Source organism: Rhodococcus sp. I2R, assembly GCF_020889545.1.
Classification (GTDB): domain Bacteria; phylum Actinomycetota; class Actinomycetes; order Mycobacteriales; family Mycobacteriaceae; genus Rhodococcoides.
Window position 1 is genome coordinate 156,813 of record NZ_JAHUTG010000003.1, and the last position, 13,629, is coordinate 170,441.

The 13,629-nt window shown below is 63.3% G+C and carries 14 protein-coding genes; 6 read left to right on the top strand and 8 right to left on the bottom strand.

All coding sequences use genetic code 11. The annotated features are described in order from the left end of the window. Nucleotides 1-212 precede the first annotated feature (212 nt). The 8 genes from KVY23_RS03950 to KVY23_RS03985 are packed head-to-tail and all read right to left on the bottom strand — an operon-like array spanning nt 213 to nt 6,620. Nucleotides 213-1,073: a methylamine utilization protein gene (locus KVY23_RS03950; protein WP_075838294.1), complete on the bottom strand. Its 861-nt coding sequence runs from the start codon at nt 1,071-1,073 to the stop codon at nt 213-215. A 31-nt stretch (nt 1,074-1,104) separates the two neighbouring features. After that, the gene (locus tag KVY23_RS03955) at nt 1,105-1,392 is read right to left on the bottom strand and encodes a biphenyl 2,3-dioxygenase (RefSeq protein WP_268994731.1); all 288 of its coding nucleotides are present in this window, start codon (nt 1,390-1,392) and stop codon (nt 1,105-1,107) included. 17 nt (nt 1,393-1,409) lie between these two features. Continuing rightward, entirely contained in the window at nt 1,410-1,745 is a 336-nt protein-coding gene (locus KVY23_RS03960; protein ID WP_230555388.1) for a cupredoxin family copper-binding protein, read from the bottom strand. Between the two features lie 10 nt (nt 1,746-1,755). Beyond that, nucleotides 1,756-3,345: a multicopper oxidase family protein gene (locus KVY23_RS03965; RefSeq protein ID WP_230555389.1), complete on the bottom strand. Its 1,590-nt coding sequence runs from the start codon at nt 3,343-3,345 to the stop codon at nt 1,756-1,758. Then, nucleotides 3,342-4,655, bottom strand: a complete 1,314-nt coding sequence (locus KVY23_RS03970) for a hypothetical protein (protein WP_230555390.1) — start codon at nt 4,653-4,655, stop codon at nt 3,342-3,344. The genes KVY23_RS03965 and KVY23_RS03970 overlap by 4 nt, the downstream gene beginning before the upstream one ends. Beyond that, nucleotides 4,652-5,356 carry a methylamine dehydrogenase light chain gene (locus tag KVY23_RS03975; protein ID WP_230555391.1) on the bottom strand — a complete coding sequence of 235 codons (705 nt, stop codon included), beginning with the start codon at nt 5,354-5,356 and terminating at the stop codon, nt 4,652-4,654. Before KVY23_RS03975 ends, KVY23_RS03970 begins: the two co-directional genes overlap by 4 nt. A gap of 34 nt (nt 5,357-5,390) precedes the next feature. After that, nucleotides 5,391-6,005: a redoxin domain-containing protein gene (locus KVY23_RS03980; RefSeq protein ID WP_075838215.1), complete on the bottom strand. Its 615-nt coding sequence runs from the start codon at nt 6,003-6,005 to the stop codon at nt 5,391-5,393. Between the two features lie 33 nt (nt 6,006-6,038). Beyond that, the gene (locus tag KVY23_RS03985) at nt 6,039-6,620 is read right to left on the bottom strand and encodes a MauE/DoxX family redox-associated membrane protein (protein WP_206509537.1); all 582 of its coding nucleotides are present in this window, start codon (nt 6,618-6,620) and stop codon (nt 6,039-6,041) included. A 321-nt stretch (nt 6,621-6,941) separates the two neighbouring features. Here KVY23_RS03985 and KVY23_RS03990 point away from each other — a divergent pair, with 321 nt between their 5' ends. The 6 genes from KVY23_RS03990 to mimD all read left to right on the top strand — a co-directional run bounded on the left by KVY23_RS03990 (nt 6,942) and on the right by mimD (nt 13,626). Then, on the top strand, nt 6,942-8,441 hold the full coding sequence (locus tag KVY23_RS03990; protein WP_230555392.1) for an APC family permease: 1,500 nt from the start codon (nt 6,942-6,944) through the stop codon (nt 8,439-8,441). 5 nt (nt 8,442-8,446) lie between these two features. Continuing rightward, entirely contained in the window at nt 8,447-9,211 is a 765-nt protein-coding gene (locus KVY23_RS03995) for an IclR family transcriptional regulator (RefSeq protein ID WP_230555393.1), read from the top strand. Between the two features lie 142 nt (nt 9,212-9,353). Then, nucleotides 9,354-10,985 carry a methane monooxygenase gene (locus KVY23_RS04000; protein ID WP_230555394.1) on the top strand — a complete coding sequence of 544 codons (1,632 nt, stop codon included), beginning with the start codon at nt 9,354-9,356 and terminating at the stop codon, nt 10,983-10,985. An 85-nt stretch (nt 10,986-11,070) separates the two neighbouring features. Beyond that, entirely contained in the window at nt 11,071-12,114 is a 1,044-nt protein-coding gene (locus KVY23_RS04005; RefSeq protein WP_075838297.1) for a 2Fe-2S iron-sulfur cluster-binding protein, read from the top strand. A gap of 46 nt (nt 12,115-12,160) precedes the next feature. Next, nucleotides 12,161-13,285 carry an aromatic/alkene monooxygenase hydroxylase subunit beta gene (locus tag KVY23_RS04010; RefSeq protein ID WP_075838217.1) on the top strand — a complete coding sequence of 375 codons (1,125 nt, stop codon included), beginning with the start codon at nt 12,161-12,163 and terminating at the stop codon, nt 13,283-13,285. Continuing rightward, nucleotides 13,282-13,626 carry a propane 2-monooxygenase effector subunit MimD gene (mimD, locus tag KVY23_RS04015; RefSeq protein ID WP_075838218.1) on the top strand — a complete coding sequence of 115 codons (345 nt, stop codon included), beginning with the start codon at nt 13,282-13,284 and terminating at the stop codon, nt 13,624-13,626. The genes KVY23_RS04010 and mimD overlap by 4 nt, the downstream gene beginning before the upstream one ends. Nucleotides 13,627-13,629 lie beyond the last annotated feature (3 nt).

Here is a 13,629-nt window from a genome sequence, read left to right on the forward strand (position 1 = left end):
CGTGCCGTCGCCGGGTTTCCAGCATTCTGCACCCGCACCGCGTTGTCCACCGATGCAGCCGAGTTGTTACACGGTCCTGTGTTCTATGCCACCGGAATGCTCTGGAGAGTCGAAGACCGAGAGCCGGATCGGGATTCTCTCTGGGACCAGCGCTCGGGGCGGTCGCTGAAAATCCGCGACCGCCCCAAAGGCACTCAGATCACTCAGATCACTCAGATCAGCACGGTGCCGGCAAACACGGCCAGTCCGACGAGCACAGCCCCTGTCAGGGTCTGCACCCGACGATCCACAACGCACATCAGCGAGAGGAACCCGGGCATCGAACCGCCCCGACGGGTGTGCACGATGGCCAACGCACTGGGCATGCAGCGACCGAGCGAGACGGTGACGAACAGAGCTACACCGAGGGCCGGTGAGCCGATCGCCGCGACGCCGAGGGCCATGAGGTAGTACGCGCTCGACCGGATGTAGATGAGGAAACCCGGGCCGATGATGGCACCGAACAACAGCGATACCTTCCACGGCTCCATGCTCCGGCGGAGGTGACGCGGGAGCTGTCGACGGCGCATCGGGGTCGGCATCGTCACCAAACCCAGCTCGTGCAGACCGTATGCCAAGGCGAGTGCGGCCCACACACCCAGCATCAGCGCGACCGATACCGAATTCGACGCCAGTCCGCCGAGTGCCCCGATGGCGGCTCCCGTCACCGCACCGGTGGCTACGGAACCGAGTGCGTGCCAACCGAGGCGTCGCAGCGGCGTCGAGGATCCGGCGCGACCGGGTTGCTTCGGGGCACTGACGACCCCCGCGACGGACATCCCACACGTGGACCAGTTGGCGGCGAGCGCGGTGATGGCACTCGCCCCGATCACGGCACCGGTGAGGCCGGTGGCCACCGTCGGGGACAGCGCCAGTGCCGCTCCGGCCCCGACGACCGCCGCCGAAACGGTGAGCAGCGCGCGCGATCCAAGCCCGACCGAGCTCTCGAGTGTGGGACGAATCTGCGGCAAATCCTGTTGCAATGCAGTGTGACTGAGTGTTGTCGTTCTCGGATGGTCGAAGGTTGCGGTCATGATCTCTCCCTGGGGTTGAATGCCATTCACGTCAACCGACGCGAATCGTTCCGGACATGTACGGGTGAATGGAACAGAAGTACTCGATATCGCCCGGTGAATCGAACGTGAAGCGAAATGTCTTCTCGCCGAGGATGCCGCTGTCGAATACGCCGTCCGCGTGCACTTCGTGGAGCAGGCCACCGTCGTCGAACTGCCACTCGACGGTGCCTCCCACCGGGATGCTCACCTCCTGAGGGTCGAATCGAACATTGCTGACCACCACGGTCGCGTCCACCTCTGGCTCGGTGGAACATCCCGCCGCGAACATCAGCATCATCAGAGCGAGAGGTACTCTCACGCTTCGACGACCACCGTGCCGAGCATCATCGGGTGCGGCGTGCAGTGATACGTATACGTTCCGGCTTCATCGAACGTGTACGAGAATGTACCTTCGGTGAGTAGTTCGCTCTCGAACAAGCCGTCATCGTCGACCACGTCGTGTGGGAGGCCGTTGTCGTCGAAGATCCACTCGACGGTCTCTCCCTCTTTGATGGTGACCGACTCCGGGGAGTAGCTCATGTTCTCCACGCGCACGGTCGCGGCAGGCCCGTCGGCTACAGCTTCACTGCCGCAGGCCGTGAGTCCGAGGACGCCGGCGAGCGTTACGAACAGGATCATTGTTCTCTTCATGGATTGCCTCTCATCTGATGTACATCAAGTTCGCTGTCATGCCGGCTTCGAAGTGGTAGGCATTGTGGCAGTGGAACATCCACTCACCTGGGTTGTCGGCGTCGAACTCGATCGCGAGGGACGAACCCGGCAGCACATTGACGGTGTCGCGGCGCAGTCCGCCGTACTCCGGCACTGCGAAGGTGTGGCCGTGGGTGTGCATCGGATGCCACATCGAAGACGTGTTGTTCATCGTGATGCGGATCCGCTCGCCCTGCTTCATCACCAGCTTGCCCGCATCGGGCCCGGCCATCGCCCACACGTAGCGATCACCGGCCTGCAGCAGATCCACCTGGTAGTCGCGGTCGGGCGCCTTGGTAGCGAGCTCTACCTTCTCCGCAGGACGCAGCGCGCTCTCGAGGACCAGCTCTCGGCCGAGCTCCGGAATATTGCCGCCCACATCGGGGTCGGCCAACGGCGCCGCGTCGAGGCTGCGCAGCACCGTCGAGGCGTACCCGGGACGGCCCTCCACCGCCGCCACCATCGGCCACGCACCCGACGCAACCGTGAGCATCACGTCGTATCGCTGGGCCATGCCGATCACAATTGCGTCGGTCTCGGTGGGCACCACGTCGAACCCGTCGACGGCCACGATCGTGAGGCGATGTCCCGCAACCGCAAAGCGGTACGGAGTCTCTGCTCCTGCGTTGATGATTCGCAGCCGCAACCTCGTTCCCGGCGACGCTTCGACCACAGCGGGATCGTTCGGAGGCCGGCCGTTGATCAGGTGGAGCGGATAAGCGATGTGTTGCGTCATGCCACCCAATACACCGGAGTCACCGTGACCGGCAGAGGTCAACGAGGCTGCCACCGCAGCCTCGTCGGCCCCGATCGGCAGCGGCGTCGACGCTCCCCCGTGCCCGGCATGGCCGCCGCCGTGCAGGTTGGGATTGAGCGCCGACATGACCGCATCGGGCGTAGTCCCCAACCCGTCGACCCAGTCGTCGAGAACAAGTACCGCGTCGGCGTCCGCTCCGGAAGCATCTTCGGGATCCTCGACGATGAGGGCCCCGAAAAGCCCACGATCGGCCTGCAGCCCGGAATGCGAATGGTACCAGTGGGTTCCCGGATCCGGTGCGATGAAGGAGTACTCGAAAGTACTACCCGCAGCGATGGGTTCCTGAGTGACCGGGGGCACGCCGTCCATATCGTTGCGGATACGGATGCCGTGCCAGTGAATGCTGGTGTCGCTGGGCAGTGAATTCGTCACCGAGGCCACCATCTTCTCGCCCACGGACATCCGCAGTTCGGGCGCCACGGCACCCGAACCGTACGTCCACGTGTTCACCAGCCGGCCACCGAGGTCCACTGTGCCCATCGAGGCCGCGAGAGCGTAAGCCACAGTGCTACCGCTGGATGCTCGGGCGGCTTCCGCGGCGGCGATCTCAGGATCGGTGGGCTTGATGTAGTCGAACTTCTCGGTGGAGCCGGATGCGCCCGAGGTCTGTGAGCTGCATCCGGCCACACCGAGTGCGCCGATTCCTGCCAGGCCGACGCCTGCTGTCGCGAGAGACAGGAATCGGCGTCGGTCGAGCATCAACCGGGTAGCCGGCTGAGTCATCCGATCTCCTCAGGGGTGAGCAAGCTCGTCACCGCGCCTACATTGCCGCTCAGCTCGACGGAGCTGACCTGCTCACCGGTGGCCGAGTCGAATCCCACCAACTTCTGTGGCGCGCTGCCGTCGACCTCGGCACCATCGCCGAGCACATAGAACGTGCCACCGTCCACGCTGTAGGCCATCGACGAGTAGCTTTCGATACCGATGTCGGCAAGGCTGTACGAGCGCACCGGAGCGAGGTTCTCGGCATCGAACAACACCACCTTTGCGACAGATCCACCGCGACCGGAATCAGGGTGAACAATGCTGTCGGTGTAGGTCACCGCGATTCGGGTGGCGTCGGCATTGATCGCGTTTGCCGCGAACCGGCCGGAGTCGTCACCCGCGTTTCCAATGGGCGTCACCGGCTCGGAGGGCAACCCCTCGGAGAAGTCGAAGACGAATACGTCGCCGTTCTCGGCAATGAGCAGTGCTGATTCCGCGTCGACAGCCATCGTTGTATTGCGAGCACTCACGAAGTCGTCGGGCAGGACCTTCGCCCGGCCCACCTCGGTCGGTACCCCGTCCTCGCCGATGTTGACGTGCAGCAACTCTCGGTCGTCCTCGCAGACGCTGTAGAGATCATTGCCGACCATCCAGGTGAACGGGCCGCACCCGACGATTTGGACTGCGCCGGATTCCTCGCCGGCCTCCAGATCCACGACGCGGATTCCGTACAGGCCGTCGTCCCAGGTGACGAAATACTTGCCGTCGGAGGTGACCGCGTGCGAACCGTCACGCGAGTGGACTCGGGCCACGTCGGGGAGCGCGACTTCCTTCGGCTCGAGCAAGTTGCCGGAGTAGGTACTGACGGTGAAATCGGCGTCGCCCCTCGAGCCACGCGGACGCCAGACTTCTGCCGCGAGAACTGCTGGATCGCTGGCTGATTCACCGACGAACCCATGGATTACCGGTTGCCAGATGCCGGGTCCAACCACGACGCGAGTGGTGACCTCGCCGCTGGCAGCGTCGATGGCGTTGACGGTCAACTGAAGTGCACCGAATCCGCCCTCGACACCGAGAAGCTGATCGGCACCGATCGGATCGATCTCGGCCACATGGAGAGGCTCCGGGAACTCCCCGCTGATCTCCTGATCCTCCGATCCCAGGCCGATTCCCGGACCCGGAGTGGTGAAGTCGACAGACGGGTAGGTCACCTCGGTCGACGAGGCCTCCTCGGCCGGTTCGTCACTGGACGAGCTGCACGAGCTGAGAGCGAGAAGTGCAGCGAGGGGCGCTGCCGCGAGGGCGACGGAGCGAGAATTGCGATTCACGAGCCGGCACCCACCTTCGGGCGCACGGCCGGGCGAGCCTGGCAATCGGCGCCGATGATCGGTGCCATGGTGCAGGTGTAGGACTGCGACTGATCCGAGACACACCAGATGATCTCTTGGTCGAAGCTGCCGCTGACCGGGTTGTACATGGTGGTCTGCATATCCGGCTCGCCGCAGAAGGCGTTGGAGCAGCTGGGTGCGCCGCAGCAATCGTAGTAGGCAATGAGATAGGTCTTGCCGTCCTCGGGGTTGGTGCAGCACCCCACCCAGTACTCGGCACCCGGCTTGGACCCTGGCGCACAGGTCGTGAGACCACCGCCCTCACAGGCCGCACACGACGTTCCATCCATGGAACACCAACGCCAATAGTCGCATTCGGCGGGATTGCTGCCGTCGTACTCGGGCACCAGAGGTTCCGCGGCGGGCGCAGCGGGGGTCTCCTGGGCGAAGGCCCGTGAGACGGGAAGGGAACTCACCACCGCGACACCGGAGGCGCCGAGGGTCCAGCGGCCGATCTTGGAGATCATCGAACGACGCGAGATCCGTTCGGAGAGTCGGCGTCCGGATCGACTGGCGAAAGTTCCGCCACGTCCGGCCATCCACTCCGCCTGCTCGGCGACGGTCTGCTCGTCGATCGGGTATCGCTGTTCGGTGCCACCTCCTGAAACCGGATGGTCGTGTGCGTGATCGTGATTGTCCATTGTGCTCTCCGCTTCGTGGCAGGGGATGAGAGATTTACGCGACGCCGACGTGCTTCTGGGCCGCTTGGGTGTGGAGGTGCTGGAGCGAAGGAGTGCCGGATTCGAGTGCGTTGAGCAGGCTCTCCACCTGCGCCATGTGGTTGCACAGTCCTTTCGCCTTGATCTTTCCGTGCTCGTCGAGCATCACCCCGAACGGTGTGGTGCCCACCTGGTACGCAATACCGACCTCACGGCCGTCCACGTAACTCAACTCCGAGCCCAGGCCCGCGCCGGCGAGGAACTGCGCGTGTTCCTCCGGGGTGCCGTCGGAGATCATGACGATGTCGATGTCGCCCTCACCCTTGGCCATCGACTTCATCCCCGGCAGGAGGGATTTGCAGGTCGAGCAGCCCGGCGCGGTGAACAGCAGCAGCTGCGGCCGCTCACGATGGCCGGCGACGCTGACGGTTCGACCGATGTGATCGGTCAGTCCGAAGAACGACGGGCCCACCTGCTCGATCTTGGGTCCGGTGTCCATCATGCGAGCACCGAGCGGGCCCAGACGTACCTGGACGCGGCCGATCTCTCGAGCCAGGCCGAGAATCATGAGCAGCTGGACTGCCACCGCGGCAGTGAGGACGAGAACCATGGTCACGAGAAAAGTGGTCATTTGTGGATGCCTTTCTTCGATCGGCGAGGGGAATCAGTAGCGGCTGACGGACGCGGCGGCCCGCATCTCCATCGAGGCGTTGGTGAGGTAGCCATCGATCGGGCGGCGACCGAAAGACATGAAAGTCCGGGCGTAGACACCGACACAGACGAGGCCGACGACGAACAATCCGACGAGCGTTCCGGCGACGCGATCGATCATCCCGATTGTCGGGGTGAGGACCACGGTCGCCGCCAGAACAGCCAAGACTGCCGCCCGGGCGGAATGCCACCACCCGATTCGGGCAACCTCGTCGGCTCCGGCCGCGAAGGCGAAGCATCCGCAGTCGAGATCGCGGCGGCCCCGAAGCAGGTTGACGGTCAATCCGAAGAAGAAGGCGAGAAACATCACCACTGCGGCTCCACCTGCGATTTTCGGGAGGACGCCGATGATCAGGGCCAGACCCACCGCGACCTCCGCGACGGGCAAAACCCTCCCGACGACACCGGCGAACTTCTCCGGCAGCAACCGATAGCCACGGACCGCGCGGGCCATGCGCTCGGGTTCCTTGATCTTCGGTAGACCGGCCACCACCAGGATCGCGCCGACCGCGCTGGAAACCACTGCCCAGAGCATCGCGGACTCCTCTCGTCTTCACCGACGAAATCGACCATCGATTTCGCTGAGGCAAATCATGGGAGTCGATTGCGACGCGAACGATGCCCGCGCGTTACGTGTTCATCCGGCTCGAGTGAGCGCGCAGATGTCGACGTTTGCCCAGTTCAAGGGCAGTTCAGACGTCGACCGTGTGTCAGCCACCACATTTCCGGGTGCCTAGGATCAGCGTTTTCGCGTCCGATTCTCACTTGAAAGTCCGGTTCGCGTCACATGAGAAATATGGAAGTAACCGAACGGCTCTACATTCTCTTCTCATCATCCCTCGCACTCAGGACGCCGATGAACACCAGCGCATTGCGGGCCGCTTTGGCCCGAGCCGCCGTCACCGACCGGAACGTCGATCCGGTGCGCTCTCCTCTCGGCGTGCTCGGTCGTCGGCAACTGACCCAGTTCGATCTGCTCGGGCAGTCTCTCTCGACGATGGCCCCGGCGACCTGCATGGTGTTCATCGCCCTGTGGATGTCGACGTTCCACGGCAACGCGGGCGGGCTGCTGGCGATCATCGGCGCGACGGTGATCATGGTGCTCGTTGCGATCTGCATCCGACAGTTCACGGCGCGGCTCGCCGCGTCGGGCTCGCTCTACAGTTTCGTCGCGCACGGGCTGGGCAAACGGGCAACACTCACTGCGGGGGTGGCGCTGTTCGTCGGGTATCTCGGCGTCTCGATCTCGGTGCTGTCCAACGCCGGTGAGAACCTGGTGCAGGTGGCCGAGGTGAGCGGCGCTCGGGTCGGTCCGTCGTTCAGCATGCTCGCGTGCGTGATGGTCGCGGCGGGGGTAGCGATGATCTGCATCCGCGGAGTGCGGTTCGCCACCCGCACCATCCTGGTCATCGAGGTCTGCACCCTGGTGCTCATCACCGCGCTGCTCCTGCGCGCTCCCGTCCACGTCGACGTCACCGAGACAACGACCTCCGCTCCGGTGGGCTTCGTGCTGTTCCTCATCATGCAGACCGTGTTGAGCCTGGCCGGGTTCGAGAGCGCCGCGTTCTTCGGACCCGAGGCGCGCACCCCGCTGCGGACCGTCACCCGCACCTTGCTGATCTCCCCGATCCTGGTGGGGTGCCTGTACGTGTTCGCTGGATGGGCGGGGATGACCGGGCACGCCGGCACCATGCTCAATGCCTACTTCGGGGGTATCGAGTCCGGGGCGAGTCCGCTGCTGGTCGTGGCCGTCACTGTGGGCGTGTGCTTCTCGTGGATTGCGTCGACACTCGGATTCGCCCAAGCCGGCTCGCGATTGCTGTTCTCGATGAGCATCGAACGCATCATTCCCGCGGCCATCGAACGGGTACATCCGACGTTCCGGACTCCATACATCGGCGTTGCAGTCTTCGTCGGCGCGTCCCTGATCGGCGCGCTCGTACACGACCCTGACGGTCGTGGGATAGCCACCTATGACGTGGTCATCGAGATGGCGCTCACCCTCGGCTACACCTTGGTTTCGATTGCCGCACTGCGCTTCCTGTCCCGAATCGGTGAGCACACGCTGTGGACCCGGTTGAGCGGAGTGCTCGCCGCCGCAGCCGGATTGGGCTTGCTGGGTTTCGCCGCGGCCGACGCTGCCAGTTCCGGAACCTGGCTTCTGGTGATCTGGCTCGCGGCGCTCAGTGGAGCCGGTGCGCTCTGGTACGCGTTGCTGTCGCGATATCGACCCACGAGCATCGCCTCCATCGGGGTGTTCGACACCGTCGAGACGGCGGATTTGCTGCCGGGTTCATCGGAGCTCACGTTGGACGAGGGCGGCAAACCGGTGCTGACGCCCGCCCGGCACCGGTGACTTCGATGGTGGCAGACAAGCGCGGGGGGCGTCGAACAGAATCGGGTTTCGGTGGGCAGCAGCCGAAGGCTGTGCAGAAGGCGTTGGCGATGCTGGAGGCAGTTGCCCACCTGGGCGCGGGCGCAACGGCAAAACAGATCGCGGCCCACGCCCAGGTCCCGCCGGCCACGGCCTACCGCATGCTCAACTTCCTCGTCGCCGACGGTTTCCTGGTCCGAGTTCCGGATCTCTCCGGTTTCGCACTGGGGCGCCGAACGTCTGAATTGGCCTACGCCAGCGCCGCATCGGCGCCGACGCGTTCGGTGACCGATGTGTTGGACGCCATCCGCGGCGAGACGCGGCACGGGGTGTACGTGGCGTCGTTCCGAAGCGGAACGTTGCGCATAGTGGACACCGATCCCGATCACGAGGTGGTGTCCGCATCGACGGTGATGCGCAACCCCCACGCGCATGCCGTCGGGAAGCTCATGCTCGCGTACCACCCGCGCAGCCTCGATACATCGACGCTGCGCGCAGTGACCGCTCGGACCGTGGTGAGCGAGCAGGCCCTGCACGACGAGTTGGCCACGATCCTGGCCACCGAGGTCTCGTTCGAGGACGAGGAATCGCGCCTCGGGCGAGCGGCGTTGGCCGTGCCCGTACGGGAACCGGGCTCGAACGTCGTGGGCGGACTGTGTTTGCAGGGAGTCTCGGGGCGAATCAACCGAGACAACCGAGATTTGAAGCTCCTGTTGCGCGAGGGGGCGCAGCAGTTGGTCGGTTTGATCTAGAGCCATCGAGGCTCGACTCCATCGCCGTGTGAACTGCGTCTCAAAGTGAGACGGATGAGACCTGCATCACGGTGTTCAATCATGTGCACATCTTCCCGACAAGGCCGGCAACCCCGCTGACCTCGCATCCAGGAGGCGCACATTGAGTAGGCAAAGCCTTACCAAGGCACACGCGAAGATCTCGGAGCTGACGTGGGAACCCACGTTCGCCACACCTGCGACTCGCTTCGGCACGGACTACACGTTCGAGAAAGCACCGAAGAAGGACCCGCTCAAGCAAATCATGCGGTCCTACTTCCCTATGGAGGAAGAAAAGGACAACCGCGTCTACGGCGCGATGGACGGCGCGATTCGCGGCAACATGTTCCGCCAGGTCCAGCAACGCTGGCTCGAATGGCAGAAACTGTTTCTGTCGATCATCCCGTTCCCGGAGATCTCCGCAGCACGTGCGATGCCGATGGCCATCGATGCGGTCCCGAACCCGGAAATCCACAACGGTCTTGCGGTACAGATGATCGACGAGGTTCGTCACTCGACGATTCAGATGAACCTCAAGAAGCTGTACATGAACAACTACATCGACCCTGCCGGGTTCGACATGACCGAGAAGGCGTTTGCGAACAACTACGCAGGCACCATCGGCCGCCAGTTCGGTGAAGGATTCATCACCGGAGACGCCATCACCGCCGCCAACATCTACCTGACGGTGGTCGCCGAGACCGCATTCACCAACACCCTGTTCGTCGCCATGCCAGATGAGGCTGCGGCCAACGGCGACTACCTGCTGCCGACGGTGTTCCACTCGGTGCAGTCCGACGAATCGCGGCACATCTCGAACGGCTACTCCATCCTGCTCATGGCCCTGGCCGACGAGCGCAACCGTCCGCTGCTCGAACGCGACCTGCGTTACGCCTGGTGGAACAACCACTGCGTCGTCGACGCGGCCATCGGCACGTTCATCGAGTACGGCACCAAGGATCGACGCAAGGACCGCGAGAGCTACGCCGAGATGTGGCAGCGGTGGATCTACGACGACTACTACCGCAGCTACCTGATCCCGCTCGAGAAATATGGCCTGACGATCCCCCACGACCTGGTCGAAGAGGCGTGGAACCGGATCACCGTCAAGGGCTACGTGCACGAGGTCGCGCGCTTCTTCGCCACCGGTTGGCCGGTCAACTACTGGCGCATCGACACCATGACCGACACCGACTTCGAGTGGTTCGAGCACAAGTACCCAGGCTGGTACAGCAAGTACGGCAAGTGGTGGGAGGAGTACAACCGTCTCGCCTACCCGGGCATCAACAAGCCGATCGCGTTCGAGGAAGTCGGCTACCAGTACCCGCACCGCTGCTGGACGTGCATGGTTCCAGCCCTCATTCGTGAGGACATGGTGGTCGAGAAGGTCGACAACCAGTGGCGCACCTACTGCTCGGAAACCTGCTACTGGACCGACGCGGTTGCTTTCCGCGGCGAATACGAGGGCAAGGACACCCCGAACATGGGTCGTCTGACCGGTTTCCGTGAATGGGAGACACTGCACCACGGCAAGGATCTCGCCGATATCGTCTCCGATCTCGGTTACGTCCGCGACGACGGTCGGACTCTTGTCGGTCAACCGCACCTCGATCTGGATCCGAAGAAGATGTGGACACTCGACGATGTCCGCGGCAACACCTTCCAGAGTCCGAATGTGCTGCTGAACCAGATGACCGAATCAGAGCGCAATGCGCACATCGCGGCGTACCGCGCCGGCGCAACGATCCCTGCCTGATTCCAGACCCGGTGGGCAGCGACTGAATCCAGGCGCTGCCCACCGCATCCAGCGCGATCGATACATCGAAATCCAGGAGACCCTCGTGGCCGACACCCACCGAATCACTTTCGAGCCGGTCGATATCGAAATGGAAGTCCGCGAGGACGAACACATCCTCGATGCGGCCTTCCGGCAAGGAATACACCTGATGCACGGCTGCCGCGAGGGACGCTGCTCGGCGTGCAAGTCCTTCGTTCTCGACGGCGACATTCAGATGGAGAACCACTCGACCTTCGCCTGCAACGAAGCCGAACAGGACGAGGGTTTCGTGTTGCTCTGCCGCACCAAGGCATACAGCGATTGCACCATCGAACTGCTCAATTTCGACGAGGACGAACTGCTCGGCGGCATCCCGATTCAGAACGTGTCCACACGCGTCGCCTCACTCGAATCGGTCACCGGCGACATCGTCGCCCTCTGCCTCGAACCCATCGAACCCGCCGTGTTCGACTTCAAACCGGGCCAGTACGCCGAGCTTGGGATACCGGGAACCGAGGAGGTTCGGTCCTTTTCGATGGCATCGACTCCGTCGACACCGAACCGGGTCGAATTCCTCATCAAGAAGTATCCCGGCGGTAAGTTCGCAACCCTGCTCGACGACGGCATCTCCGTCGGCGACGAGATCGCTCTGACCGGCCCCTACGGCTCCTCGACTCTCAAGGACGGCCACGTCCTTCCGGTGGTGTGCATCGGCGGTGGGGCGGGGATGGCCCCCATCCTCTCGCTCGTCCGCCACATGAACGAGGCGGGCAACACCCGCCCCGTCCACTTCTACTATGGCGCACGCACCCCGAACGATCTGTTCTACGTCGACGAAATCACTGCTCTCGGTGATGGACTGGTGGACTTCACCTTCGTGGCGTGTGTATCGGATGCGGCCGGTGTCGAATCCTCCGGATCGATTTCGGTAGAGCAAGGAAACGTCACCGATGTCGTGAAGCGATTGGAGCCGAGCATTGCCAGAGCCGAGGTCTACCTGTGCGGGCCGCCCCCGATGGTCGACGCCGCACTCGCCTACCTCGACATGAGCGGAACTCCGACGGATCAGATCTTCTACGACAAGTTCACCAGCCCGGCATTCGACTAGACCGCTTCACGAAGACCAGCCCATACCTCAACCGAGAGGCCAAGACATGACTGCAACCCAAGACTCGACTGCCACCGCGGAGCCGAAGCAACGCAGCTTCCCCAAGATCGAGTTCACCGATTCCGAAGCCGGCGCGAAAGAATTCCCCAGCTCGAAGAGTCGCACGTACAGCTACTACAAGCCGGCCAAGCGCCGGGCAACGATGTACGAGGATGTGACCGTCGATGTGCAGCCGGACCCCGAGAGGCACTTGACCCAGGGTTGGATATACGGCTTCGGCGACGGCCCGGGAGGCTATCCGCAGGACTGGACGGTCGCGAAGTCGTCAAACTGGCACGAATTCCTCGACCCCAACGAGGAGTGGGACCAGACCATCTTCCGCAACAACTCGGCCGTGGTGCATCAGGTGGAACTGTGCCTGAGCAACGCCAAGCGAGCGCGCGCCTACGCCGGCTGGAACACCCCGTGGCTCAAATTCATCGAACGCAACGTCGGTGCGTGGATGCACGCGGAGAACGGTTTGGCGCTGCACGTGTTCACTTCGATCCAGCGTTCGGGACCGACTAACATGATCAATACCGCCGTTGCTGTGAACGCTGCACACAAGATGCGGTTCGCGCAGGATCTAGCGCTGTTCAATCTCGATCTCTCCGAGGCCGATGTCTCGTTCGACGGTTCCGCACACGTCGAGGTGTGGAAGAACGCACCCGAGTGGCAGCCGACTCGCGAGGTCGTGGAACAGCTGACAGCGGTATCGGACTGGTGCGAGCTGTTGTTCGCGACCAATATCGTCTTCGAGCAGCTCGTCGGTTCTCTCTTCCGCACAGAGCTGGTGATGCAGATCTCGGCGCGAAACGGCGACTACATCACCCCGACCATCGTCGGTACCGGTGAGCACGATTACGACCGCGATTTGAACTACACCCGCACGCTGTTCCAGCTGCTCACTCACGATCCAGAATACGGTGAGGCCAACCGCGCGCTGTTCGATGAATGGATGGCCGTGTGGGTTCCCAGATGTCTTGCCGCCGCTCGGGCTCTGCAGCCCATCTGGTCGCAGCCGGCAGACAAGGCCGTCACGTTCGCGACGAGCTTGGAGGCGGCGAGCGCCAAGTTCACCGTTCTGCTCGAATCCCTCGGTCTCGATATTCCCAAGGAGTTGACACGATGACCATGCACTTCGGTTCGGACACGGAATTTTCCAACAAGTGCGGTGTGACACTGATGAATACGCCGGTCGGTCGGGTTGTGGCCGAGGTGATGGGAGACAAGGACGGCGTCGAGCTGACCGAGTACCCGTCGATGATCCGGGTCGACGGCACCAAGCTTCTGTCTTTCGAATACGACGAATTGACCGATGCCCTCGGACAGGAATTCGATGGATCGGTGTTCGAGGAGATCAGCTCGACCCACTACGGCCGCATGGTCCACCTCGACGACAAGACGATGCTCTTCGCCAGCCCCGAGGACGCAGCCGCTTACATCGGTTTCGACCTCGCCGAGCTCCCCTGACTT